The 24,068-nt window shown below is 72.0% G+C and carries 17 protein-coding genes; 11 read left to right on the top strand and 6 right to left on the bottom strand.

The window, feature by feature from the left end:
* Window positions 1-4: 4 nt before the first annotated feature.
* The 3 genes from ACIBN2_RS31245 to ACIBN2_RS31235 are packed head-to-tail and all read right to left on the bottom strand — an operon-like array spanning window position 5 to window position 4,532.
* Entirely contained in the window at window positions 5-964 is a 960-nt protein-coding gene (locus ACIBN2_RS31245) for a hydroxymethylglutaryl-CoA lyase (protein WP_399139352.1), read from the bottom strand.
* Entirely contained in the window at window positions 961-2,904 is a 1,944-nt protein-coding gene (locus ACIBN2_RS31240; protein ID WP_399139350.1) for an acetyl/propionyl/methylcrotonyl-CoA carboxylase subunit alpha, read from the bottom strand. Before ACIBN2_RS31240 ends, ACIBN2_RS31245 begins: the two co-directional genes overlap by 4 nt.
* An 11-nt stretch (window positions 2,905-2,915) precedes the next feature.
* The gene (locus ACIBN2_RS31235; protein WP_399139348.1) at window positions 2,916-4,532 is read right to left on the bottom strand and encodes a carboxyl transferase domain-containing protein; all 1,617 of its coding nucleotides are present in this window, start codon (window positions 4,530-4,532) and stop codon (window positions 2,916-2,918) included.
* 96 nt (window positions 4,533-4,628) lie between these two features.
* Here ACIBN2_RS31235 and ACIBN2_RS31230 point away from each other — a divergent pair, with 96 nt between their 5' ends.
* The 5 genes from ACIBN2_RS31230 to ACIBN2_RS31210 all read left to right on the top strand — a co-directional run bounded on the left by ACIBN2_RS31230 (window position 4,629) and on the right by ACIBN2_RS31210 (window position 9,113).
* Window positions 4,629-5,222 carry a TetR/AcrR family transcriptional regulator gene (locus tag ACIBN2_RS31230; protein WP_399139346.1) on the top strand — a complete coding sequence of 198 codons (594 nt, stop codon included), beginning with the start codon at window positions 4,629-4,631 and terminating at the stop codon, window positions 5,220-5,222.
* 98 nt (window positions 5,223-5,320) lie between these two features.
* Window positions 5,321-6,478, top strand: a complete 1,158-nt coding sequence (locus ACIBN2_RS31225; protein WP_399139345.1) for an acyl-CoA dehydrogenase family protein — start codon at window positions 5,321-5,323, stop codon at window positions 6,476-6,478.
* A 46-nt stretch (window positions 6,479-6,524) separates the two neighbouring features.
* Window positions 6,525-7,397 (top strand): acyl-CoA thioesterase II, encoded by an 873-nt coding sequence (gene tesB / locus ACIBN2_RS31220; protein ID WP_399139343.1) that lies wholly within the window; start codon window positions 6,525-6,527, stop codon window positions 7,395-7,397.
* 5 nt (window positions 7,398-7,402) lie between these two features.
* The gene (locus tag ACIBN2_RS31215) at window positions 7,403-8,368 is read left to right on the top strand and encodes a cation diffusion facilitator family transporter (protein WP_399139341.1); all 966 of its coding nucleotides are present in this window, start codon (window positions 7,403-7,405) and stop codon (window positions 8,366-8,368) included.
* A gap of 52 nt (window positions 8,369-8,420) precedes the next feature.
* Window positions 8,421-9,113 (top strand): maleylpyruvate isomerase N-terminal domain-containing protein, encoded by a 693-nt coding sequence (locus ACIBN2_RS31210; protein ID WP_399139339.1) that lies wholly within the window; start codon window positions 8,421-8,423, stop codon window positions 9,111-9,113.
* A 34-nt stretch (window positions 9,114-9,147) separates the two neighbouring features.
* Here the strand turns inward: ACIBN2_RS31210 and ACIBN2_RS31205 are convergent, their stop codons facing one another.
* Together ACIBN2_RS31205 and ACIBN2_RS31200 are read right to left on the bottom strand one after the other, a co-directional pair.
* Window positions 9,148-9,936 (bottom strand): phosphatase, encoded by a 789-nt coding sequence (locus ACIBN2_RS31205; protein WP_399139337.1) that lies wholly within the window; start codon window positions 9,934-9,936, stop codon window positions 9,148-9,150.
* Window positions 9,937-10,077: 141 nt separating this feature from the next.
* Window positions 10,078-11,550 (bottom strand): helix-turn-helix domain-containing protein, encoded by a 1,473-nt coding sequence (locus ACIBN2_RS31200; RefSeq protein ID WP_399139335.1) that lies wholly within the window; start codon window positions 11,548-11,550, stop codon window positions 10,078-10,080.
* A 121-nt stretch (window positions 11,551-11,671) separates the two neighbouring features.
* Between ACIBN2_RS31200 and ACIBN2_RS31195 the strand changes: the two genes are divergently transcribed.
* The 3 genes from ACIBN2_RS31195 (at window position 11,672) to ACIBN2_RS31185 (ending at window position 15,870) form a co-directional block, all read left to right on the top strand.
* Window positions 11,672-13,132, top strand: a complete 1,461-nt coding sequence (locus ACIBN2_RS31195) for a sodium:solute symporter (RefSeq protein ID WP_399139333.1) — start codon at window positions 11,672-11,674, stop codon at window positions 13,130-13,132.
* A 66-nt stretch (window positions 13,133-13,198) separates the two neighbouring features.
* Complete coding sequence (speB, locus tag ACIBN2_RS31190) at window positions 13,199-14,167, top strand: agmatinase (protein ID WP_399139331.1); 969 nt, start codon at window positions 13,199-13,201, stop codon at window positions 14,165-14,167.
* Window positions 14,164-15,870: a thiamine pyrophosphate-binding protein gene (locus tag ACIBN2_RS31185; RefSeq protein ID WP_399139329.1), complete on the top strand. Its 1,707-nt coding sequence runs from the start codon at window positions 14,164-14,166 to the stop codon at window positions 15,868-15,870. Before speB ends, ACIBN2_RS31185 begins: the two co-directional genes overlap by 4 nt.
* Here the strand turns inward: ACIBN2_RS31185 and ACIBN2_RS31180 are convergent.
* Entirely contained in the window at window positions 15,840-18,059 is a 2,220-nt protein-coding gene (locus tag ACIBN2_RS31180; RefSeq protein WP_399139327.1) for a glycosyltransferase family 39 protein, read from the bottom strand. The two genes, ACIBN2_RS31185 and ACIBN2_RS31180, sit on opposite strands and share 31 nt — an antisense overlap.
* 156 nt (window positions 18,060-18,215) lie before the next feature.
* Here ACIBN2_RS31180 and ACIBN2_RS31175 point away from each other — a divergent pair, with 156 nt between their 5' ends.
* The 3 genes from ACIBN2_RS31175 (at window position 18,216) to ACIBN2_RS31165 (ending at window position 23,973) form a co-directional block, all read left to right on the top strand.
* Entirely contained in the window at window positions 18,216-19,067 is an 852-nt protein-coding gene (locus ACIBN2_RS31175; protein WP_399139326.1) for a serine hydrolase, read from the top strand.
* Window positions 19,068-19,120: 53 nt separating this feature from the next.
* Entirely contained in the window at window positions 19,121-20,146 is a 1,026-nt protein-coding gene (locus ACIBN2_RS31170) for an esterase-like activity of phytase family protein (protein WP_399139324.1), read from the top strand.
* A gap of 104 nt (window positions 20,147-20,250) precedes the next feature.
* Window positions 20,251-23,973 carry an ABC transporter ATP-binding protein gene (locus tag ACIBN2_RS31165; protein WP_399139596.1) on the top strand — a complete coding sequence of 1,241 codons (3,723 nt, stop codon included), beginning with the start codon at window positions 20,251-20,253 and terminating at the stop codon, window positions 23,971-23,973.
* Window positions 23,974-24,068: the final 95 nt, after the last annotated feature.

Here is a 24,068-nt window from a genome sequence, read left to right as displayed (position 1 = left end):
ACGGTCACTGCTCCTCAGTGGCCTCGGCGGCCTCGGTGTCCTTGTGGGACAGCGCTCGGACGGTGCGGGACGGGCTGGGTCGGCCCAGTTGGCCGGCCATCCACTCGCTGGTGGCGACGAGACGGCCGAGGTCGACTCCGGTGTCGATGCCGAGACCCTGCAGCATCCACACGAGGTCTTCGGTGGCGAGATTTCCGGTGGCGGACTTGGCGTACGGGCAGCCGCCGAGGCCGCCCGCGGAGGCGTCGACGGTGGTGACGCCGTGTTCCAGGGCGGCGTAGGTGTTGGCCAGCGCCTGGCCGTAGGTGTCGTGGAAGTGGACGCCCAGCCGCTCCGCGGGAGTGCCGTGTTCGGTGAGCTCGGTCAGCAGCGCCCGCACATGGCCGGGTGTCGCGACCCCGATCGTGTCGCCCAGGCTCAGTTCGTCGCAGCCCATGTCCAGCAGGGCCCTGCACACCCGGGCCACCTGGGGGATCGGGACCGCTCCCTCCCAGGGGTCGCCGAAGCACATGGAGAGGTAGCCGCGGACATGGACCTGCTGGGACTTGGCGCGGGCCACCACGGGTTCGAACATGGCCAGGGCCTCGTCCACCGTGCGGTTGAGGTTGGCCTTGGCGAAGGACTCGGTGGCGCTGGCGAACACGGCGACGCGGCGGGCCCCGAGCGCCAGCGCACGGTCCAGGCCGCGTTCGTTCGGCACGAGGACCGGGAGGTCGACGGACAGCCCGCCGACCATGGGGAACAGCTGTTCCGCATCGGCCAGTTGGGGCACCCACTTCGGGTGCACGAAGCTGGTGGCCTCGATCGTCGTCAGTCCGGCGTCGGCCAGGCGGCGCACGAACTCCGCCTTGACCTGCGTCGGTACGGTGGTCTTCTCGTTCTGGAGTCCGTCGCGGGCGCCCACCTCGTGGATGCGGACGCGGGCCGGCAGACCGGAGGCCGGTACGACCATGGGCAGCGTCATTTCTCCTCCACCGAGTTCTCCACCGGGGCGATGACCGCCAGCACCTGGTCCATGGCAACCGTCGTGCCCGGCGCGACGTCCAGTTCGGCGACCGTGCCGGCGTGCGGGGCGGAGATGACGTGCTCCATCTTCATCGCCTCGACGACCAGCAGGCTCTGACCCGCGCCCACTTCGTCGCCGACGGCGACCTTCACCACGGTGACCGTGCCGGGCATGGGCGCGGTCAGCGAGTCGGCGCCGGCGTGGCCCGCGCGCGTGAGGGACGCGGCGACCGGGTCGTGGTCGCGCACGTGCCAGGCGTCGCCGTCCCGGCCGATCCAGTCGGCGGCGCGGTGGAAGGTGTGCCGGACGCCGTCCAGGGTGACCGCCACGGTGTCGGCGGTGACGGTGTGGGTGCCCCGGGTCTCATGGGTGACGGGTTCGAGTCCCGGCACCCGGAGGGGAAAGGCGACGGGACGGGGTGTGCCGCCGAGACGCCACCCGCTCGGCACCGAGAAGGGGTCGCGCCAGCCGTCGCCGCCGGGCTTCAGCGCCTCCAGCCGCACGGCCGCGGCCGCCTCGTACACCTCGTCCGGTACATCGGTGGAGACGAGCGAGTCCACCTCCCGCTCCACCAGGCCGGTGTCCAACTCGCCTGCCACGACGGCCGGATGGGCCAGCAGCCGGCGCAGGAACCCGGCGTTGGTCTGCACGCCCAGCGTCACCGTCCCGGCGAGGGCCGAGCGCAGCTTGCGGAGCGCCGTCTCGCGGTCCGGGCCGTAGGCGATGACCTTGGACAGCATCGGGTCGTAGAGGCTGCCGACCTCGGTGCCCTCGCTGAGCCCGGAGTCGGTGCGGATGCCGTCGCCCTGGGGTTCGTGCAGCCGAAGGACCGTGCCGCCGGAGGGCAGGAACCCGCGCGCGGGATCCTCCGCACAGACCCGGGCCTCGACCGCGTGCCCGGTCAGCGTGATGTCGCCCTGCTTGTAAGGGAGTTGCTCGCCCGCCGCCACCCGCAGCTGCCACTCCACCAGGTCCAGGCCCGTGATCAGCTCGGTGACCGGGTGCTCGACCTGGAGGCGGGTGTTCATCTCCATGAAGTAGTACGACGACGGGTCGCCGCCCGGCACGATGAACTCCACCGTGCCCGCGCCGCGGTAGCCGCAGGACCGGGCGGCCTGCACGGCCGCCTCGCCCATCGCCGCGCGCGTGGCCTCGTCGAGGAGCACGCTGGGCGCCTCCTCGATGATCTTCTGGTGCCTGCGCTGGAGCGAGCACTCGCGCTCGCCCAGGTGCACCACGTTCCCGTGGCCGTCGGCCAGGACCTGGATCTCGATGTGCCGGGGCCGGTCCACCCAACGCTCCACGAGGAGCGTGTCGTCGCCGAAGGAGGCGCGGGCCTCGCGGCGGGCGGCGGCGATCTCGTCCGCCAGCATCTCCGTGTCCCGCACCAGCCGCATGCCCTTGCCGCCGCCGCCGGCCGACGGCTTGAGCAGCACCGGCATGCCGATCTCGCGGGCGGCGCCGGCGAGTTCGCCGTCCGTCAGGCCGCTGCCGCTGGACCCGGGGACGACCGGCACCCCGGCCGCCTTCACCGTCTCCTTGGCGCGGATCTTGTCGCCCATCAGGGAGATGGCGTCCGCGGGCGGTCCGATGAAGACCAGCCCGGCCTCCGCGCAGGCACGCGCGAAGGCGGCGTTCTCCGCGAGGAAGCCGTAGCCGGGGTGGACGGCCTGGGCGCCGGTGCGGGCGGCCGCCTCCAGCAGCCGCTCCACCGACAGGTAGCTCTCGGCCGCCGGGGCCGGGCCGATCCGTACCGCCGTGTCGGCCTCGCGGACATGGCGCGCGTCGGCGTCCGCGTCGGAGAAGACGGCCACCGAGCGCACGCCCAGCGAGCGGAGCGTACGGATCACGCGGACGGCGATCTCGCCCCGGTTGGCCACGAGCACTGTGTCGAACATGGGTCCCCTCCTCACATCCGGAAGACGCCGAACTGGGGCTCACCCAGCGGCGCGTTGGCACAGGCGGTCAGTGCGAGACCCAGCACCTGGCGGGTCTCCAGCGGGTCGATGACGCCGTCGTCCCAGAGGCGGGCGGTGGCGTAGTAGGCGCTGCCCTGCCGCTCGTACTGCTGCCGGACCGGCGCCTTGAAGGACTCCTCGTCCTCGGCCGGCCACTGTTCGCCCCGGGCCTCCATCTGGTCCCGCTTGACGGTCGCGAGGACCGAGGCGGCCTGCTCGCCGCCCATGACGGAGATCTTGGCGTTCGGCCACATCCACAGGAAGCGGGGGGAGTAGGCCCGGCCGCACATCGAGTAGTTGCCCGCGCCGTACGAACCGCCCACCACGACCGTCAGCTTCGGCACGCGCGTGCAGGCCACGGCCGTCACCATCTTGGCGCCGTGCTTGGCGATGCCGCCCGCCTCGTAGTCCTTGCCGACCATGAAGCCGGAGATGTTCTGCAGGAACACCAGCGGGATGCCGCGCTGGTCGCACAGCTCGATGAAGTGGGCGCCCTTCTGGGCGGATTCGGAGAACAGGATGCCGTTGTTGGCGACGATCCCGACCGGGTGGCCCTGGATGCGGGCGAAGCCGGTGACCAGCGTCTGCCCGAACTCCGCCTTGAACTCCGCGAACCGGGAGCCGTCGGCCACGCGCGCGATGATCTCGCGCACGTCGTACGGGGTGCGGGAGTCCACCGGCACCGCGCCGTAGAGGCCGTAGGGATCGACCTTCGGCTCGGCCGCGGGCCGCACCTCCCAGGGCAGTGCCCCGCGCGCGGGCAGCGTGGCGGCGATGTTCCGCACGATGCTGAGCGCGTGCCCGTCGTCCTCGGCCAGATGGTCGGTGACGCCGGAGATCCGGGAGTGCACCTCGCCGCCGCCGAGCTCCTCCGCGGTCACCACCTCACCGGTGGCGGCCTTCACCAGGGGTGGGCCGCCCAGGAAGATGGTGCCCTGGTTGCGGACGATGACCGCCTCGTCGCTCATCGCGGGGACGTACGCGCCGCCGGCCGTGCAGGAGCCGAGGACCGCGGCGATCTGCGGGATGCCCGCCCCGGACATCCGCGCCTGGTTGTAGAAGATCCGCCCGAAGTGCTCCCGGTCCGGGAAGACCTCGTCCTGCATGGGCAGGAAGGCGCCGCCGGAGTCGACCAGGTAGATGCAGGGGAGGCGGTTCTCCAGGGCCACCTCCTGGGCGCGCAGGTGCTTCTTCACCGTCATCGGGTAGTACGTCCCGCCCTTGACGGTGGCGTCGTTGGCGACGATCACGCACTCGCGCCCGCTCACCCGCCCGATCCCGGCGATGACGCCGGCGGCCGGGGCCGCCCCGTCGTACAGCCCGTCGGCGGCGAGGGGGGCCAGCTCCAGGAAGGGCGAGCCCTGGTCGAGCAGCGTGTCCACCCGGTCCCGCGGCAGCAGCTTCCCGCGCGCGGTGTGCCTGGCCCGCGCCTTCTCGCCGCCGCCGAGCCGGGCCGCGGCCAGCTTGCCGTGCAGCTCCTCGACGAGTGCGCGGTGCGCCGCCTCGTTGGCCCTCCAGGCCTCCGACGCGGGATCTGCCGCGCTCGTCAGCTCCGGTGCCTCGTGCATCGTGCGGTCCCCTCACCCAGTGGTCGGACTGTTAATGAGCGTTAACCATTTCCATCAGGTTAACGACCGCTAACCTCCCTGTCTAGAATTACCTCCATGGCCACCAGAACCGACGCACCCACCCGCCGTGAGCAGATCCTCAAGGAGGCCGCGCGGCTGTTCGCCGAGCGCGGTTTCCACGGGGTCGGAGTCGACGAGATAGGTGCCGCCGTCGGCATCAGCGGCCCGGGCCTGTACCGCCACTTCGCGGGCAAGGACGCGATGCTCGCCGAACTCCTGGTGGGGATCAGCGGCCAGCTGCTGACGGGCGCGAAGCGGCGCCTTCAGGAGGCCGACGGGACGCCCCCCGAGGCGGTCCTCGACTCGCTCATCGAAGGACACATCGACTTCGCGCTCGACGACCGCCCCCTGATCACCCTGCACGACCGCGAGCTGGACCGCCTGCGGGACAGCGACCGCAAGCTGGTGCGCCAGCTCCAGCGGCAGTACGTCGAGCTGTGGGTGGCGGTGCTGCGGGAGGTCTACCCGGGTATCGCGGAACCCGCGGCCCGGTCCGCCGTGCACTCGGTCTTCGGCCTGCTCAACTCGACCCCGCACCTGGGCCGCCCGGGCTCGCTGCCCGGCCGCGGGACGACGGCGGAGCTGCTGCACCGCATGGCCAAGGGGGCCTTCGCGGCCGCGGCGGCGTGACGAGCGTTACGGGATCTCCTCTGGACGCCTCTCCCTACCCGCCGGTACCTTAAGTGTCTGAGCAAGCGCTTAGACACGGGAACCAGGAGGTGGCGGCGGTGCGCCGTACGGTGTTCAACGAGGACCACGAGGCGTTCCGGGAGACCATCCGGGCCTTCATCGAGGCCGAGGTCGTGCCCGTCTACGACGAGTGGTTCGCAGCCGGCCAGGCGCCGCGCGACTTCTACCACAAGCTCGGCGAGCTGGGCATCTTCGGCATCAACGTGCCCGAGGAGTTCGGCGGCGCGGGCCTGGACACCCACAAGTTCGAGGCGGTCCTGTACGAGGAGACCGCCCGCGCGGGCGTCCAGTTCGGCGGCTCCGGCGTGCACGTGCTGCTCGCCCTGCCGTACATCAAGATGCTCGCCACCGACGAGCAGAAGAAGCGCTACCTCGAGAAGTTCGTCACCGGCGAGGAGATGTGGGCCCTCGCGATGACCGAGCCGGGCACCGGCTCGGACCTCGCGGGCATGAAGACCACCGCCAAGCTCTCCGAGGACGGCACGCACTACGTCCTCAACGGCTCCAAGACCTTCATCACCGGCGGCGTCCACGCCGACCGCGTCATCGTCTGCGCCCGCACCTCCGCGCCGACCGCCGAGGACCGCCGCTTCGGCATCTCCCTCTTCGCCGTCGACACCAAGTCCGAGGGCTACTCCATCGGCCGCAAGCTGGACAAGCTCGGCCTGAAGACCTCCGACACCGCCGAGCTGGCGTTCGTCGACGTGAAGGTCCCGGTCGAGGACCTGCTCGGCGAGGAGAACAAGGGCTTCTACTACCTCGGCCACAACCTCGCCTCCGAGCGCTGGGGCATCGCCTTCGGCGCCTACGCGCAGGCCAAGGCCGCTGTGCGGTTCGCCAAGGAGTACGTCCAGGAGCGCACCGTCTTCGGCAAGACCGTCGCGTCCTTCCAGAACACCAAGTTCGAGCTGGCCGCCTGCCAGGCCGAGGTGGACGCCGCCGAGGCCGTCTCCGACCGCGCGCTGGAGGCCCTCGACGCGGGCGAGCTGACCCCCGCCGAGGCCGCCAGCGCCAAGCTGTTCTGCACCGAGGTCGCGCACCGCGTCATCGACCGCTGCCTCCAGCTGCACGGCGGCTACGGCTTCATGAACGAGTACCCGATCGCCCGCCTGTACGCGGACAACCGGGTCAACCGCATCTACGGTGGCACCAGCGAGATCATGAAGACGATCATCGCCAAGGACATGGGCCTGTAAGGCCCGCGAAACCCCGAGAAATAACTGGCGGGTACAACTGTCTGCCATGAGCCAGGCACTTCAGGATCTCCTCGATCTGCTCGACCTGGAGCAGATCGAGGAGAACATCTTCCGCGGCCGGTCCCGGTCCGCCGTCGTCCCGCGGGTCTTCGGCGGGCAGGTGGCGGCCCAGGCGCTGGTCGCCGCCGGGCGCACGGTCCCCGCGGACCGGCACGCCCACTCCCTGCACGCGTACTTCCTGCGGCCGGGTGACCCGGGCGCGCCGATCGTCTACGACGTCGACCGCATCCGGGACGGCCGCTCCTTCACCACCCGCCGCGTGGTCGCCGTCCAGCACGGCAAGCCGATCTTCCACCTCTCGGCCTCCTTCCAGGCCGACGAGGACGGCCTCGACCACCAGGCGCCGATGCCGTCCGCGCCCGACCCGGCCACGCTGCCCACCTCCCAGGAGCGGCTGCGCGGCTACGGCCACCTCGATGCGGTGGTGGTCGAGAAGTTCCTGGAGGCGCGCGAGGCGGTCGACCTGCGGTACGTCGAGGAGCCGCCGTACGGGAAGTTCGGCGAGCCGCGCGAGCCGCACTCCCAGGTGTGGTTCCGCACCAACGGCAAGCTCGACGACGACCCGCTCCTGCACGTCGTCCTCGCCACCTACGTCTCCGACATGACCCTGCTCGACTCGGTCCTGCTCGCGCACGGCCGCGGCGGCTGGGCCGTGGGGGACGTGGTCGGGGCCTCGCTCGACCACGCCATGTGGTTCCACCGGCCCTTCCGCGCCGACGAATGGCTGCTGTACGACCAGGAGTCGCCGTCGGCCCACGGCGGGCGCGGGCTCGGCCAGGCCCGTATCTACACCCAGGACGGGCAGCTCGCCATCTCGGTCATCCAGGAAGGTCTGGTTCGCGTTCCGCGGGAACACTGACAGGCATGACCTCTCCAGAGGCGGGCGGCGGCGAGAGCACCTTCACGGTCGTCGTCGCCGCCGTCGCCAATCTCGGGATTGCTCTCGCCAAGGTGGTCGCCGGAATCATCAGCGGGTCCAGCGCGATGCTCTCCGAGGCCGCGCACTCGGTCGCCGACACGGTCACCGAGGTCCTGCTGCTGACCGCCCTCAAACGCAGCGAGAAGCCCGCCGACGAGGAACACCCGCTCGGCTACGGCCCCGAGCGCTACATCTGGGCGATGCTCGCCGCCGTCGCCACCTTCGTCGGCGGCGCCGTCTTCTCGATCTACGACGGCGTCCACACCCTGGTGGCGGGCGAGGGCCTGGGCGATCCGCTCGTGTCGTACGTCGTCCTGCTGATCGCCTTCGTGCTGGAGGGCTTCTCGCTGCGGACGGGGCTGCGCCAGGCGCGCGGCGAGGCCCGGCGCGTCCGGGCGCCCTTCAGGTTCTACCTCCGCCACACGCCCGACACCGCCGTGAAGGCCGTCGTCCTGGAGGACTCGGCCGCGCTGATCGGCCTCGTGCTCGCCGCGGGCGGTCTGCTCGGCGGGCAGCTCACCGGATCCGGTGTCTGGGACGGGATCGCCTCGCTGCTGATCGGCCTGCTGCTGCTCGTCGTCGCCTGGGTGCTGGGCCGCTCCAACGCCGAGCTGCTCATCGGCCGCTCGCTGCCCAGGTCCGTACGGGAGCGGATCAAGGCCGAGCTGCTGGACGTGGAGCACATCGAGGCCGTACTGGAACTGACGACCCTCGTGCAGGGGCCGCGGGAGGCCCTGATCGCCGCCAAGATCGACTTCCGGGACCGCTCGACGGCGGCGCAGGTCGAGTGGGCCTGCGAGACCGCCGAGCTGCGGCTCCGGTCGGTCTTCCCGACGGTGACCAGGGTGTACCTGGACCCGACACCGGGGTTCGCTCAGCGGCGGACCGAGGGGCTGAACCCCTGGCCGTGAAGGGCCGTGAAAGTCGGTTGAGCCGGGCGTGCGGCCACGGTGGGATGGTGGCATGGAGGAGACATCGGCGGGGACATCGGCGGAGACGTGGAACTGTCGGGGCGGGCGGATCAGGGCTGCGTTCCTGGAGGCCGCGGACATCGCTGCCGGGCTGCTGGGTGAGGCGGCCGTCGCCGACGGGTGGGAGAAGCCGAGCGTGCTGGAGCACTTCGGTGTGCGGGGGCTGGCCGGGCACATGTTCTGGCAGGAGCTGGCGCTGCCCGGGCTGCTCGCGGGGCCGGTGCCCGCGGAGCCGGTGGTGTCCCTGCGCGCGTACTACCTGGAGAAGGTGAGCTGGCTGGACGCCGGCCCCGGCGCGCCCGTCAGCGGGCGCATCCGGCAGGGCGGCGAGGCGACCGCCGCGGACGGGCACGCGGCGCTGCACGCGCGCGTGCGTGAGGCGCTGGACCTGCTGCGGACCGAGGTGCCCGGCGCGCCCGCCGCGCGGCCCCTGCACATCCCCTCCTGGGGCGACTGGTCCCTCGAACTCGACGACTTCCTGCTCACCCGGCTGCTGGAACTCGTCGTCCACAGCGACGACTTGGCCGCGAGCGTGGGCCTGCCGACGCCGGCGTTCCCGGAGCACGTCAGCGCACCCGTCGTCGAGCTGCTCGCGCGCCTCGCGGTCCGCCGCCACGGCACGATGGACGTGATCAGGGGACTCGCCCGCGCCGAGCGCGCCCCCGCCTCGATCGCCGGTATCTAGTGCCGCAACAGGCACTGGCGACGGCTCGGGAGGCTCAGGAGAGCCCCGCCTCCGCCAGCAGGTACGCCGTCATCGGGTCGTAGTGGCGCGGGCTGACGACATGGTCGTCCAGCGGGACCACGACCTGGACGGTGCCCTCCGCCTCCGCCAGGAACAGCGCCGGGTCGTTGCAGTCGGCGTAGCCGACGGAGTCGACGCCGTGCTGTCCGGCGTAGCCCGCCCAGCCGTGGTCGGCGACGACCAGGTCGGGCAGCGGGCGGCTGGAGTTGCCCAGCGCCGTCAGGATGGCCTTCATCGGCTCGCCGGAGTGCGTGTGCCACAGGGAGGCGCCGTGCTCCAGGACCGCGACGTCCGCGAGCTGCCAGACGTAGCCCTCCTCCGTCTGGAGCCCCTCCGGGATCACGGTGATCTCGCAGCCGGCCGCCCGCAGCGCGGCGGCCGTGGCGCGGTGCACGTCGAGCAGCCCGCCCGGGTGGCCGGTCGCGAACAGTACCCGCTGCTGCCCGTCGGCCGCCTTGCGCAGCCGCGCCGCCATCCGGTCCAGGGCGTCGACGGTCAGCTCGGGATCGATGGTGTCCTGGCCGTACCGGTACTCGGCGTCGTCGTTCACGCCCACCCGCTCCGCCATCACCGCGAGCACGTCCTGCTCGTCCCGCCAGCGGTCGCCGAACTCCAGGCCGAGCCAGTAGTGGCGGTCGCCGTTCGCCAGCTTGCGGTAGTGGCTGAGATTGTTCTCGCGGGGCGTCGCGACGTCGCCCGCGATGCGGGTCCGTACGAGGTGGTCGACGAGCTCGGCGCGGCTGGGTGTCCCGGATATCGGCATGCAGCCCATTGTGGAGCAGGTGACCGCGCCAGTCCCTGGCGTCCCGCACCCTGGGACGTGGCTCACGTACTCATCGCCATGGGTCTTCGTACCTATTGCCGTGCCGCGAACGCCCGTGCCGGTGGCCGGGAACCGCCGCACCTACCGCTGCCGCAGCGCGAACCACAGCTCCATGCGTACGTCCGGGTCGTCCAGGTCGGTGTCGAGGAGCGCGGCGCAGCGGGCGATGCGCTGGCGGACGGTGTTGCGGTGCACGGACAGGGCGACCGCCGTACGGTCCCAACTGCCGTGCAGGGAAAGCCAGGTGCGCAGCGTCTCGGCCAGCGCGGGGGCGGCCGCGATCGGCGCGAGCAGCAGCCGGGCGTGGGCCTCGGCCTCCTCGGGCGGCACCAGGCCGGCGAGGCCCGCGCGGTCGCCGTGCCGGACCAGCGGGGTGCGGGTGGCGCGGGCGCGGGCCAGCGCGCGGGCGGCCTGCGTGTCCGCGGACGGCCACTCGGCCGGGGCCACGGCGGCGCTCACGCCCAGCGTCCAGCCGGGCTGCGCGGCCGGTTCGCGGTCGGCCGGCACGAGGACCCGTACGACGTCCTGCGCGAGGTCGACCAGCGGTGACCCGAGGGCCGCGCCCAGCGCCGAGGCGGCGACCGGGTCGGGGGACTGCGCGTCCGGCCGGGCGTGCACCACGAGCCAGCGCCCGGGCCCGAGGAGCGGGGCGACGTCGGGCGGTGGCGCGCCCAGCAGCAGCCGTACCAGCGCGGAGGACCGGGCCGCGCCCGTGCCGCTCTGGTGCTCACCGGTGAGCAGGGCGAGCAGGACGGCGGCGACGGAGGCGATGGTGTGGTCGCCGGGGTCGCGCCGCGGTGCGGCGACCCCGAGCACGAAGCCCTGGCCGGCGCCGAGGGCGTAGGCGGCGAGGTGGGTGCCGGCCTTGCTGTCGGTGGCGGAGGTGGGGGTGCCCGGGCCCGAGGGGCGTACGACGCCGGCGAGTCCCGCGAGCGCCACCGCGAGGTCCGCCTCCGCTGGGCGCCCCGCGGAGGCGATCTCCGCGCCGTCCGGTCCGTACAGCACCGCCCATCCGCTCACGCGCTGGGCCAGCTGCCGCAGCACCGACGGCACCGGGTCCGGGCGGGAGGCCGCCGCCGCGAGGCTCTGCTGGGCCTCCGTGACCCGGCGCAGCTCCGCGAGCCGGGCCTGCGCCATGAGCTGCCAGACGGCGCGGGCCACGCCCGAGAACGTGGTCCTCGGCGGGACCTCCAGCAGCGGGAGCCCCTGTGTCTCGCAGGCCGTCACCAGGGCGGGCGGCACCGTGTCGAACACGGGCGCCAGGCCGAAGCCGAGAGCGGCGCCGCCCGCCGCGACGATCCGCGCCACGTAGTCGTCGAAATAGGAGGGGTGGGCGTCCGAGCCCGCGCCCTCCGGGACGTGGACGCCGGCCGTCAGCAGCAGCTCCCCGCCCAGCAGGTACGGATACGGATCGGCCATCTCCGAGGTGTGCGCCCAGTGGATCACGATGCCCGGGTCGGACGGCCCGGCGATCTGCCGCAGAGCCAGGTCCTCACGGGCCAGGAGCGATGCCAGGGACACCGGTGGCGTAGGGGGGACAGCGGGGTCCGGCATGGTGTGCGTTGCCTCCATCCGACGCCGTACGAATGGATGAAACGTACACTTCGCAGTCGCTTTCCGGCCACCTAGTGTCAGTGCTCATCACCCGCCGGCGAGACCGAGCGAAGGAGGCCCCGTGGCCGTCGACTACACCGTCATCGTCATCTACCTGGCCGGCATGCTGGCCATGGGCTGGTGGGGCATGCGCCGCGCCAGGTCCAAGAGCGACTTCCTGGTGGCCGGGCGCCGCCTCGGGCCCGCGATGTACTCCGGCACCATGGCCGCGATCGTCCTCGGCGGCGCGTCCACCATCGGCGGCGTGGGCCTCGGTTACCAGTACGGCCTCTCCGGCGCCTGGATGGTCTTCACCATCGGCCTCGGCCTGCTCGCGCTGTCCGTCTTCTTCTCCGCCCGCATCGCCCGGCTGAAGGTCTACACCGTCTCCGAGATGCTGGACCTGCGCTACGGCGGCCGGGCCGGCGTCATCTCCGGCGTGGTCATGTGGGCGTACACGCTGATGCTCGCGGTCACCTCGACCATCGCGTACGCCACGATCTTCGACGTCCTGTTCGACATGAACCGGACCGTCGCGATCGTCCTCGGCGGCTCGATCGTCGTCGCGTACTCGACGCTCGGCGGCATGTGGTCGATCACCCTCACCGACATGGTGCAGTTCGTGGTGAAGACCATCGGCGTGCTCCTGCTGCTGCTCCCCATCGCGGTCGTCAAGGCGGGCGGCTTCAGCGAGATGAAGGCCAAGCTGCCGACCTCGTACTTCGACCCGCTGGGCATCGGCGGCGAGACGATCTTCACGTACGTCCTGATCTACACGTTCGGCATGCTGATCGGGCAGGACATCTGGCAGCGCGTGTTCACGGCCGGCAGCGACAGGACCGCCAAGTGGGGCGGCACGGTCGCGGGCACCTACTGCCTCGTCTACGCCCTCGCCGGCGCCGTCATCGGCACCGCGGCCAAGGTGCTGTACCCCAAGCTCGGCAGCCCGGACGACGCCTTCGCGACCATCGTCAAGGACGAACTCCCCGCCGGCGTGAGGGGCCTGGTGCTCGCCGCCGCCCTGGCCGCAGTGATGTCGACCTCCTCCGGTGCGCTGATCGCCTGCGCGACCGTCGCCAACAACGACATCTGGTCGCGGCTGCGCGGAGCGGTGCGCCGCTCGGACGAGCCGCACGACGAGGTCAGGGGCAACCGCGTCTTCATCCTGGTGATGGGCCTCGCGGTGATCGCCACGGCGATCGCGCTGAACAACGTCGTCGAGGCGCTGACGGTCGCCTACAACCTCCTCGTCGGCGGCCTCCTCGTCCCCATCCTCGGCGGACTGCTGTGGAAGCGCGGCACCGCGCAGGGCGCCCTCGCCTCGGTCGTCGTCGGCGGCCTCGCGGTCGTCGGCCTGATGGCGGGCTACGGCATCCTCGCCAACGAGCCCGTGTACTACGGCCTGCTGTCCTCCCTCGTGGCCTACGTGGCCGTCTCGCTCGCCACGCCCGCCACCGACGCGGCCGTCCTCGCCGCCTGGCGGGAGCGCCTGGCCGGACGGACCACGGAAGCCGCCGCCGAGCCGGTGCCCGCGGCCCAGTAGAGTCGTACAAGAAGCAGTACATATCGCTCCATACGCGATGAAGCGCAGGAAAGAAGGCAGCACCCCATGAGCAGCAACGAGACGCCCCGCGGACCCGTCGACTCCTCCCGCATACCGCGGTACGCCGGACCCGCGACCTTCGCCCGGCTGCCCCGCCTCGACGAGGTCGGCCGCGCCGACGTCGCCGTCGTGGGCGTGCCGTTCGACTCGGGCGTCTCCTACCGGCCGGGCGCCCGCTTCGGCGGCAACGCGATCCGCGAGGCGTCCCGGCTGCTGCGGCCCTACAACCCGGCGCAGGACGCGTCCCCCTTCGCGCTGGCGCAGGTGGCGGACGCCGGCGACATCGCCGCGAACCCCTTCAACATCAACGAGGCCGTCGACACGATCGAGGCGGCCGCCGACGAGCTGCTCGGCACGGGCGCCCGGCTGATGACCCTGGGCGGCGACCACACGATCGCGCTGCCGCTGCTGCGGTCGGTGGCGAAGAAGCACGGCCCGGTCGCCCTGCTCCACTTCGACGCCCACCTCGACACCTGGGACACCTACTTCGGCGCCGAGTACACGCACGGGACGCCGTTCCGGCGCGCGGTGGAGGAGGGCATCCTCGACACCTCCGCCCTCTCGCACGTCGGCACCCGCGGCCCGCTCTACGGCAAGCAGGACCTCACCGACGACGAGAAGATGGGCTTCGGCATCGTCACCTCGGCGGACGTCTACCGCCGCGGCGCCGACGAGGTGGCCGACCAGCTGCGCCAGAGGATCGGCGACCGCCCGCTCTACATCTCCATCGACATCGACTGCCTGGACCCGGCGCACGCGCCCGGCACCGGCACCCCCGAGGCCGGCGGCATGACCTCCCGCGAGCTGCTGGAGATCCTGCGCGGGCTGGCATCCTGCAACCTGGTGTCGGCGGACGTCGTCGAGGTGGCACCGGCCTACGACCACGCCGAGATCACGTCGGTGGCGGCCTCGCACACCGCGTACGAACTGACCACGATCATGTCCCGCCAGATTGCAGAGGCCCGCGAGCAGTGACGCACGACCACGACCTGGAACTCCGCCCGACGGCCGCGCAGACCGAGGCCGCGCTGAACCCGCCCGGCGGCCGCAACGGCGGAGACCTGGTCGTGGAGACGCTGTCCGGGCTCGGCGCGACGACGGTGTTCGGGCTGCCCGGCCAGCACGCGCTCGGCATGTTCGACGCGCTGCGCCGCTCCGACCTGCGCTACGTCGGCCTGCGGGTGGAGAACAACGCGGGGTTCGCGGCGGACGCGTACGGCCGCGTCACCGGCGAGGCGGCGCCGCTGCTGCTGTCGACGGGCCCGGGCGCGCTCACCTCGCTCGCGGCGCTTCAGGAGGCGCGCGCCGCCTCCGCCCCCGTGCTGGCGATCAGCAGCCAGGTGCCGACGCCGGGGCTGGGCGGCGGCCGCCACGGCTACCTGCACGAACTCCCCGACCAGGCGGCCTCGTTCAGGGGCGTGGTGAAGTCCGTCCACACCGTGCGTACCCAGTCGCAGATCCCGTCGGCGATCGCGGAGGCATGGAAGTCGGCCCTGACCGCCCCGCACGGGCCGGTGTGGGTGGAGATCCCGCAGGACGTGCTGCTCGCCGGGACGCACCTGCCGGTGGTGACGGCGCTCGACGCCACCCCGGACGACCTGCCGCCGCGCCCCGAACTCACCGCCGTGGCCGCCGACCTGCTGTCGCGCGCGGAGCGGCCCGCGATCATCGCGGGCGGGGGAGTGGTACGGGCGGACGCCTCGGGCAAGCTGCGCCGGCTCGCCGAGCGGCTGCAGGCACCGGTCGTCACGACCTTCGGCGGCAAGGGCGCGTTCCCCTGGACGCACCCCCTCTCCCTGCAGTCCTGGCTGGAGGACCGCCACACCACCGACCTTCTGGAGGACGCGGACGTCCTGCTCGTGGTCGGCTCGGGTCTCGGTGAACTCTCCTCGAACTACCACACGTTCAGGCCCCGGGGCCGGGTGATCCAGATCGAGGCGGACCTCGGCAAGCTGGAGTCCAACCACCCCGCGCTCGGCATCCACGCGGACGCGCGGCTCGCGTTGCAGGCGCTGCTGGAGACGGTGGCCGAGCGCGTCGACCCGACGGCTCCGGAGCGCGTACGGGATCTTCTCGCGAAGGTCGCCGACCGCATCCGCGCGCAGGAACTCACCCTGGAACAGGACGTGTTGGCGTCGGTCCGCCGGGCCCTGCCCGGCGACTCCCCGTCCTTCTGGGACATGACGATCCTCGCGTACTGGGCCTGGTCCGCCTTCGACGCGAAGTCCCCCAACACCATGCATTCGGCCCAGGGCGCGGGCGGCCTCGGCTACGGCTTCCCGGCCGCGCTCGGCGCGGCCGCCGCCGACCCGACCCGGCCGGTCCTCGCCGTGTCCGGGGACGGCGGCGCCCTGTACTCCATCGCCGAACTCGCGACGGCCCGCCAGTACGACCTCGACGTCACCTGGCTGATCGTCGACGACGGTGGCTACGGCATCCTGCGCGAGTACATGACGGACGCCTTCGGCCGGCCGACGGCGACGGAGCTCACGCGCCCGGACTACGTGGCCCTCGCCGAGTCCTTCGGGGTCCCGGGGGTGCGGACGACCCCCGGGACCCTGGAGACCGACCTGGCGAAGGCGCTGTCCCAGCCGGGCCCCGCGGTGGTCGTACTCCCGGCGGTGCTGCGGATGTTCGCGCCGACGCATCAGGTGACGTCGGACGGGTCCAGCCGGTAGAGCGACGAGGACGTCGTGGACGAGCTGGTCGTGGACTTGGAGGACGTGGAGCTCTTGCTGTAGGCGCTCTCCTTCACGGCCGTTCCGTGCTTCTGCACCCAGGTGCTGATCTCCTGGCTCAGGGTGTTGCTGCCGCCCATGCCTATGCCGCCGCCGGTCTGGATGTAGTGCAACTCGCCCTTCTTCACCAGCTCCTTGAGCTTGGCCAGGGTCATCGCCTTGTCGGAGCCGGTGAAGCCGAACATCGAGATGACGGGGGCCTTGGCGCTCAGCTCGATCTGAGCGGCGCTCTGGGAGTTGGACACCGCGAGGAGCCACTTGGCGCCGTCCTGGTGCTTCTTGAGGTACGAGACGAGCTCGCTGTCGGCGCCGCCCATGCCGCTGCCCATTCCGCCGCGGCCCCCGGAGGGTGCGGTGCCGCCGCCCGGGAACTCCCGGCCGGTACCGCCCTGTTGGCCGCCCTGGCCGGTGGGAGCGCCGCCGCCCTGGGGGAGTTCGCCGCCGCCCGGCATCTGACGGCTGTCGCTGGGGAGTTCGCCCATGCCGCCGGGCATCTGCCCGTTGCCACCACCGGGGAACTCGCCGCCCCGCTGCGTACCGCCCGCCCGAGCGCCGCCCGGCAACTCGCCGCCCCCGAAACCGCCACCGGGCCCGCCCATCCCGCCCGTCGACGGTCCCGCCGTGGGGTTCGTGCCGCCCATCATGCCGCCGCCGGAGGATTCGAAGGCGGGTGAGGCGGCGTAGGCCGTCGGGCCGGCGAGGGACGCCAGGATCGCCGCGGCGGCGGACGCGGCGAGCAGCCGTACGCGGTTGCCCGAGCGGAAGACGACCAGGCCCGCGATCGCCAGGACCATGACGACGGCGACGGCCGGCCAGAGCCAGGTGTGCCAGCCCGTGGCCCGGCGCAGCAGCACGACCGCCCAGATGCCGGTGACCGCGAGCCCGGCGGGCAGCACCCAGGACCAGCGGGCGTCGCCGCCGCGGAAGGCGCGCCACAGCAGGACGCCGCCGCCTCCGGTGAGCGCCGCGATGCCGGGGGCGAGGGCGGTCGTGTAGTACGGGTGCATGGTGCCTTCGGCCATCGCGAAGGTCAGGTAGTGCAGCACGAGCCAGCCGCCCCACAGCACCAGCGCGGCGCGGGTGGGGTCGGTGCGCGGGGCGCGCCCGCACAGCACGAGGCCGGCGACGAGCGCGATGCACGAGAAGGGGATGAGCCAGGAGATCTGGCCGCCGAGGATGTCGTTGAACATCCGGCCGAGGCCCGCGGTCCCGGCGAAGGTGCCCCCGCCGCCACCGGCACCCCCACCGCCACCGCCGTTGCCCTCGCCGCCGAGGACCCGGCCCAGTCCGTTGTAGCCCGTGATCAGGTTCCAGGCGGAGCCGTCGGTCGAACCGCCGATGTAGGGACGGTCGTCGGCGGGAACCAGGGACACCGCGGTCGCCCACCAGAAGCTGGAGACCGCCAACGCCCCGGCTGCCAGCGCCAGGTTGACGGCCTTCTTCTTCCAGCCGAGGCGGGACGCGAAGACGTACACGGCGAAGACGGCCGGCAGGGCGATGTAGCCCTGGAGCATCTTCGTGTTGAAGGCGAGCCCGAAGCAGACCGCGGAGCCGATGAGCGGCAGCAGCCTGTCGTTGCGCACCGCGCGCAGGGCGAGAGCGGCGCCCCCGGCCATCAGCAGGACCAGGATCGTGTCGGGGTTGTTGTCGCGGTCGATGGCGACCGTGATGGGTGTGAGCGCGAGCACCAGCGCCGCGATCGCGGCCGCCGCATGCCCGAAGTACCGCCTCACGGACGCGTGCAGGATCCAGATCGTGCCCAGCGCGGCGGCGATCTCGGGCGCCATCATCTGCCAGGTGCCGAAGCCGAACACGCGGCAGGACAGGCCCATGACCATGAGCGCGAACGGCGGCTTGTCGACGGTCATGAAGTTTCCGGCGTCGAGCGAGCCGAAGAACCACGCCTTCCAGCTCTGCGTGCCGCTGTAGACGGCCGCGCTGTAGAAGCTGTTGAGGCTGCTGCCGGACAGGTTCCAGGCGTACAGGACCGCCGCCAGGACCAGGATCGCGACCAGGGCGGGCAGCGACCAGCGCGGGGCCTTGTCCGGGGGCGCCGTGTGCGGGGCCGGCGGCGGCCGGTCGGCGGACATGGTCGGGGTGTGGGGGAGGGGATCGGTGGCAGATGTCACCCGCGCATCGTGCAGAGGCGGAGTGAGTGCGCGCTGTGCTGAACCTGGCTCCCGCCTGTGAATGCGCAAGGGGAGTGATAACGCCGTGTGCGGCCTTTGCCCAACGAGTCGGGGGAGGCGTACAACCATTCATGTCGATCTGTGCGTCAACAGGGCATGACTCACGGCAGATTCACCGGACGCGCAAGAGCGCTCGCCATCGGACTCGGTGTCCTCATACCCGGCGTGGCCGCCGCCGCGCCCGCCGCCGCGGCCACGACACCCACCGTCAGCTGCACATCGGCCAAGGCGGGCCTGGCCACCAAACTCCAGAAGGACATCAACGCCGCCCTCACCAACCGCAAGGGCACGATCGCGGTCGGCCTCTACGACCGCTCCACCAGCACCACCTGCTCGCTCCGCGCGACCAGCTCGTTCGACTCCGCGAGCGTCGTCAAGGTCACCGTCCTCGCCACGCTGCTGTGGGACGCGAAGAAGCACAACCGGTACCTCACCGACACCGAGGTCACGCTCACCAAGGCCATGATCACCAAGTCGGACAACGACGCGACCACCAAGCTGTGGAAGCAGCTCGGCATGACGAAGATCAAGGGCTTCCTGGCCGCCGCCGGGATGACGAGGACCGTGCCGGGCGCGAACGGCTACTGGGGTCTGACCCAGATCAACGTCACCGACGAGCAGAAGCAGCTCAAGCTGATCACCGCCAGGAACACGGTGCTGAGCGACAACTCCCGTGCCTACATCCTGAAGTTGATGGGCCAGGTCATCTCCTCCCAGCGCTGGGGCACGCCGTACGGCCGCCCGGCCGACGTCACCTGGCACGTCAAGAACGGCTGGCTGCAGCGGTCCACGCACGGCTGGCGGGTGCACAGCGTCGGCACCTTCACCGGCGGCGGGCACGACTACATGATGACCGTGCTCACCTGGGGCAACAGCGACATGAGCTACGGCATCAACACGATCCAGGGCGTCGCGAAGGTCATCCACAAGGACCTGGCGGCGAGCTGACGCTTCATGAGCGGGTCTCCCGCCCGTCACCGGCCCGTCCTACGGTGGCGCCCATGCGCCTGAGAACCGTACTCGCGACCGTCACCGCGGCCCTGGCGGCGGCCACCATGCCGACCGCCGCCGGGCCCGCCGCGGCCAACCCCGTGACGAACCACGCCTGTTCGTCGTCCGTCTCCATCGACCGCTTCTCCGACGCGCTCGACAAGACGACGTACCAGGGCACCTTCGTCGGCAACTTCTCCGCGCTCGCCGTGGACCGGGACGGCTCGCTCGCCGCCCTGGAGGACCGCTCCTCGCTCTTCAGCCTCGACGCGCGGACGCTCCGGCCGAAGGGCGTGGTCCGGCTCGCCGACGAGAAGGGCGCCGCGCTCGACAGCGAGGGCCTCGTCATCGACAGGGACGGAACGCGTCTGGTCACCTCGGAGACCGAGCCGTCGATCCGCCGCTACTCCCGCGACGGGAAGATCCTCGACCGCCTCCCGGTCCCCGCCTCCCTCGTCGTCGCCCCGGCCGGGCGCGCCACCTCCAACCAGACCTTCGAGGGCCTGACCCTCCTGCCCGGCGGCCGCACCCTCCTCGCGTCCATGGAGAACGCGATCTCCGGCGACTCCACGGACCTCGTCCGCTTCCAGACCTGGACCCGGACTAAGGGCAACCACTTCCGGCTCGGCGCGCAGTACGCGTACCGCATCGACGCCGGCCTCGGCGTCCCCGAGGTCCAGGCCACCCCCGACGGCCGGCTGCTCGTCCTGGAGCGCGGCTTCACCGCGGGCGTCGGCAACACCGTCCGCCTCTACCTGGCCGACCCGCGGCACGCGACGGACACGAGCGGCGTCGAGAACCTCACCGGCCAGGCCGGCGTGCGCGTGATCACGAAGACCCTCCTGGCCGACATCGCCGACTGCCCCTCCCTCGGCGCCACCGCGAAGCAGCCCCAGCCCAACCCCCTGCTCGACAACATCGAGGGCATGACGATCACGGGCCGTGACCAGGGCCGTCTGAAGGTCCTCCTGGTCAGCGACGACAACCAGGGCGCGACCCAGACCACGCGGTTCTACTACCTGCGGGTCCGTATCTGACCCCCGTCCCCTCCCGAATTGTTGCGGAGGGATGAAATCCGCTTCATTCCGCGTTGGTGCCTTCCGGTAGATCAGGACAGCTGACGGAGGGCACCCGCGTGAGTATGCAACGGGGATGGGTACGACGACTGGCGGGGTACGCATGGCGTCACCCCAAGGACGTCGTGCTGGCCCTGGGCTCCTCCCTCGGCGGCATGGCCGTCCTGGCGCTGGTCCCGCTGGTCACCAAGGTGATCATCGACGACGTGATCGGCGACCACAGCCGCACCATGGCCCCGTGGGCCGGCGTCCTCATAGGCGCCGCCGTCGTCGTCTACGTCCTCACCTACGTACGCCGCTACTACGGCGGCCGCCTCGCCCTCGACGTCCAGCACGACCTGCGGACCGAGATGTTCGAGACGATCACCCGGCTCGACGGCCGCAGACAGGACGAGCTCTCCACCGGCCAGGTCGTCGGCCGCGCGACCAGCGACCTCCAGCTGATCCAGGGCCTGCTCTTCATGCTCCCGATGACCATCGGGAACCTGCTGCTCTTCGTGGTCTCCCTCGTGATCATGGCGTGGCTGTCGCTGCCGCTCACCCTGGTCGCCCTCGCCGTGGCCCCCGCCCTGTGGTTCATCGCCAGGCGCAGCCGCTCCAAGCTGCACCCCGCCACCTGGTACGCCCAGGCCCAGGCCGCCGCCGTCGCGGGCGTGGTCGACGGCGCCGTCAGCGGCGTACGCGTGGTGAAGGGCTTCGGGCAGGAGGACCAGGAGACGGGCAAGCTCCGGGAGGTCGGGCGCCGGCTGTACGCCGGGCGGCTGCGCACCATCCGCCTGAACAGCAAGTACACCCCGGCCCTCCAGGCCGTCCCCGCGCTCGGTCAGGTGGCCATGCTCGCGCTCGGCGGCTGGCTGGCGGTGCGCGGGCACATCACCCTCGGTACCTTCGTCGCCTTCTCCTCCTACCTCGCCCAGCTGGTCGGCCCGGTCCGGATGCTCGCCGTGGTGCTCACGGTCGGGCAGCAGGCGCGGGCCGGCACGGAGCGCGTCCTGGAGCTGATCGACACCCAGCCGTCGATGGCGGACGGCACCAAGACCCTCCCCGCCGACGCGCCCGCGACGGTCGAGTTCGACGACGTGTCGTTCGGCTACGACCGCGCCGGCAGGACCGGTCCGGTGCTCGACGGGCTCAGCTTCGAGATCCGCCCCGGCGAGACCCTCGCCGTCGTCGGCTCCTCCGGCTCCGGCAAGTCGACGGTCTCGCTCCTCCTGCCGCGCTTCTACGACGTCACCCACGGCGCCGTCCTGATCGGCGGCCACGACGTCCGCGAGCTGACCCTCGACTCGCTGCGGGCCGCGATCGGACTGGTCCCCGAGGACTCCTTCCTCTTCTCGGACACGGTCCGCTCCAACATCGCCTACAGCCGCCCCGACGCTACCGACGAGCAGATCGAGACCGCCGCCCGCGCCGCCCAGGCGGACCGTTTCATCCGGGAGCTCCCGGAGGGCTACGACACCAAGGTCGGCGAGCACGGCCTCACCCTCTCCGGCGGCCAGCGCCAGCGCGTCGCCCTCGCCCGCGCGATCCTCGCCGACCCGCGGCTGCTCGTCCTCGACGACGCCACCTCCGCCGTGGACGCCCGGGTCGAGCACGAGATCCACGAGGCGCTGAAGCAGGTCATGCAGGGGCGCACCACCCTGCTCATCGCGCACCGCCGCTCCACCCTGGGCCTCGCCGACCGGATCGCCGTGCTCGACGCGGGCCGCCTCGCCGACGTCGGCACCCACGAGGAGCTCCAGGAGCGGTCCGCGCTCTACCGCCGGCTGCTCACCGACCCGGACGAGCTGGGCGGCGTCTCGCCCGGCCACGCCCAGCCCGCCTGCCCGCCGGAGGACACCTCCGTCCGCGCGGAGCTGGACGCCGAGTTCGACGCCGAGCGCGGGGTCACCCCGCGGCTGTGGACCGGCGACCGTGAGCCCAAGGACACCGCGCTGGAGGGCATGCCGGCCACCCCCGAACTCCTCGCCCAGGTGGACGCGTTGCCCCCGGCGACGGACGTCCCGGACATCGACGAGGCGCGGGCGGTGCGGCCGGAGGAGTCGTACGGACTGAGGCGTCTGCTGCGTGGCTTCGGGCTCCCGCTGCTCGTCAGCCTGGGGCTGGTCGCCGTGGACGCGGGCATGGGGCTCGCGCTGCCCGTCCTGATCCGGCACGGCATCGACCAGGGTGTCACCAGGATGGCCCTCGGAGCGGTCTGGTCGGCCGCGCTGCTGGGGCTGCTCGCGGTGCTGGTGCAGTGGGCGGCGCAGCGGGGCGAGACCCGGATGACCGGACGCACCGGCGAGCGGGTCCTGTACTCCCTGCGCCTGAAGATCTTCGCCCAGCTCCAGCGGCTCGGACTCGACTACTACGAGCGGGAGTTGACCGGCCGGATCATGACGCGCATGACGACGGACGTGGACGCGCTGTCCACGTTCCTGCAGACGGGGCTGGTCACCGCCTTCGTCTCGGTCGTCACCTTCTTCGGCATCATGGTCGCCCTGCTGGTGATCGACGTACAGCTCGCGCTCGTCGTCTTCGCCACGCTGCCGCCGCTGTTCGTGGCGACGTTCTTCTTCCGGCGGGCGAGCGTGAAGGCGTACGAACTCGCGCGTGAGCGGGTGTCGGTGGTCAACGCCGACCTCCAGGAGTCGGTGTCCGGGCTGCGGATCGTGCAGGCGTTCCGGCGCGAGCGCGACGGCGGACGGCGGTTCGCGGAGCGCAGCGACAGCTACCGCCAGGCGCGGATCCGGGGGCAGTTCCTGATCTCGATCTACTTCCCCTTCGTGCAGCTGCTGTCGTCCGTCGCCGCCGCGGCCGTGCTCGTCTCGGGCGCGGGGCGGATCGACGACGCGACGCTGACGACCGGCGCGCTGGTGGCGTACCTGCTCTACATCGACCTGTTCTTCGCACCGGTCCAGCAGCTCTCCCAGGTCTTCGACGGCTACCAGCAGGCCACGGTCTCCCTGGGCCGCATCCAGGAACTGCTCCAGGAGAAGACCTCCACCCAGGCCGCCGGCGCGCCGCGTGAGGTGCCCGCCCTGCGGGGCGAAGTCGCCTTCGAGGACGTGCACTTCGCGTACGGCGACGGCGAGGAGGCGCTCGGCGGCATCGAGCTGCGGATACCCGCGGGACAGACGGTCGCGTTCGTCGGCGAGACCGGCGCGGGCAAGTCGACCCTCGTCAAGCTCGTGGCGCGGTTCTACGACCCCACGGGCGGCCGCGTGACGGTCGACGGCCAGGACCTGCGGGCGCTGGACATCACCGCCTACCGCCACCGGCTCGGCGTGGTCCCGCAGGAGGCGTACCTCTTCCAGGGCACCGTCCGGGACGCCATCGCCTACGGCCGCCCGGACGCCACCGACGCCGAGGTCGAGGCCGCGGCCCGGGCGGTCGGCGCGCACGAGATGATCGCCACGCTCGACGGCGGCTACCTCCACGAGGTCGCCGAACGCGGCCGCAACCTCTCCGCCGGGCAGCGCCAGCTGATCGCGCTGGCCCGCGCCGAGCTGGTCGACCCCGACGTCCTCCTCCTCGACGAGGCGACGGCCGCCCTCGACCTGGCCACGGAGGCCCAGGTCAACCAGGCCACGGACCGCCTCGCCGGCCGCCGCACCACCCTCGTGGTGGCCCACCGCCTCACCACCGCGGCCCGCGCCGACCGTGTGGTGGTCATGGATCACGGCCGCGTGGTGGAGGACGGCACCCACGAGGAGCTGCTGCAACTGGGCGGCACGTACGCGGAGTTGTGGCGGACGTTCATCGGGGAGGGTGAACCCGAGGAGCCGGTGAGGGTCTCCCGGTAGGGGGCGGGGGTGTCTCGCTGACGTTCGTGCAACCATCCGACATACGTCGTGCGTCCGTACACCAGTACGCTCATTGCCGGGGTGCGGGAGGGACG

This window comes from Streptomyces sp. NPDC050534 (assembly GCF_044457745.1).
Classification (GTDB): domain Bacteria; phylum Actinomycetota; class Actinomycetes; order Streptomycetales; family Streptomycetaceae; genus Streptomyces.
This window is presented reverse-complemented; position numbering and strand designations above follow the sequence as displayed.

What these genes read in the sequence shown, in the direction of transcription:
- speB (WP_399139331.1), top strand. Translation starts at nt 13,199, where the DNA reads ATGAGCAGCAACGAGACGCCCCGCGGACCCGTCGACTCCTCCCGCATA.
- ACIBN2_RS31200 (WP_399139335.1), bottom strand. Translation starts at nt 11,550, where the DNA reads ATGCCGGACCCCGCTGTCCCCCCTACGCCACCGGTGTCCCTGGCATCG.
- ACIBN2_RS31210 (WP_399139339.1), top strand. Translation starts at nt 8,421, where the DNA reads ATGGAGGAGACATCGGCGGGGACATCGGCGGAGACGTGGAACTGTCGG.
- ACIBN2_RS31230 (WP_399139346.1), top strand. Translation starts at nt 4,629, where the DNA reads ATGGCCACCAGAACCGACGCACCCACCCGCCGTGAGCAGATCCTCAAG.
- ACIBN2_RS31245 (WP_399139352.1), bottom strand. Translation starts at nt 964, where the DNA reads ATGACGCTGCCCATGGTCGTACCGGCCTCCGGTCTGCCGGCCCGCGTC.
- ACIBN2_RS31240 (WP_399139350.1), bottom strand. Translation starts at nt 2,904, where the DNA reads ATGTTCGACACAGTGCTCGTGGCCAACCGGGGCGAGATCGCCGTCCGC.
- ACIBN2_RS31175 (WP_399139326.1), top strand. Translation starts at nt 18,216, where the DNA reads ATGACTCACGGCAGATTCACCGGACGCGCAAGAGCGCTCGCCATCGGA.
- ACIBN2_RS31205 (WP_399139337.1), bottom strand. Translation starts at nt 9,936, where the DNA reads ATGCCGATATCCGGGACACCCAGCCGCGCCGAGCTCGTCGACCACCTC.
- ACIBN2_RS31170 (WP_399139324.1), top strand. Translation starts at nt 19,121, where the DNA reads ATGCGCCTGAGAACCGTACTCGCGACCGTCACCGCGGCCCTGGCGGCG.
- tesB (WP_399139343.1), top strand. Translation starts at nt 6,525, where the DNA reads ATGAGCCAGGCACTTCAGGATCTCCTCGATCTGCTCGACCTGGAGCAG.
- ACIBN2_RS31215 (WP_399139341.1), top strand. Translation starts at nt 7,403, where the DNA reads ATGACCTCTCCAGAGGCGGGCGGCGGCGAGAGCACCTTCACGGTCGTC.
- ACIBN2_RS31235 (WP_399139348.1), bottom strand. Translation starts at nt 4,532, where the DNA reads ATGCACGAGGCACCGGAGCTGACGAGCGCGGCAGATCCCGCGTCGGAG.
- ACIBN2_RS31165 (WP_399139596.1), top strand. Translation starts at nt 20,251, where the DNA reads ATGCAACGGGGATGGGTACGACGACTGGCGGGGTACGCATGGCGTCAC.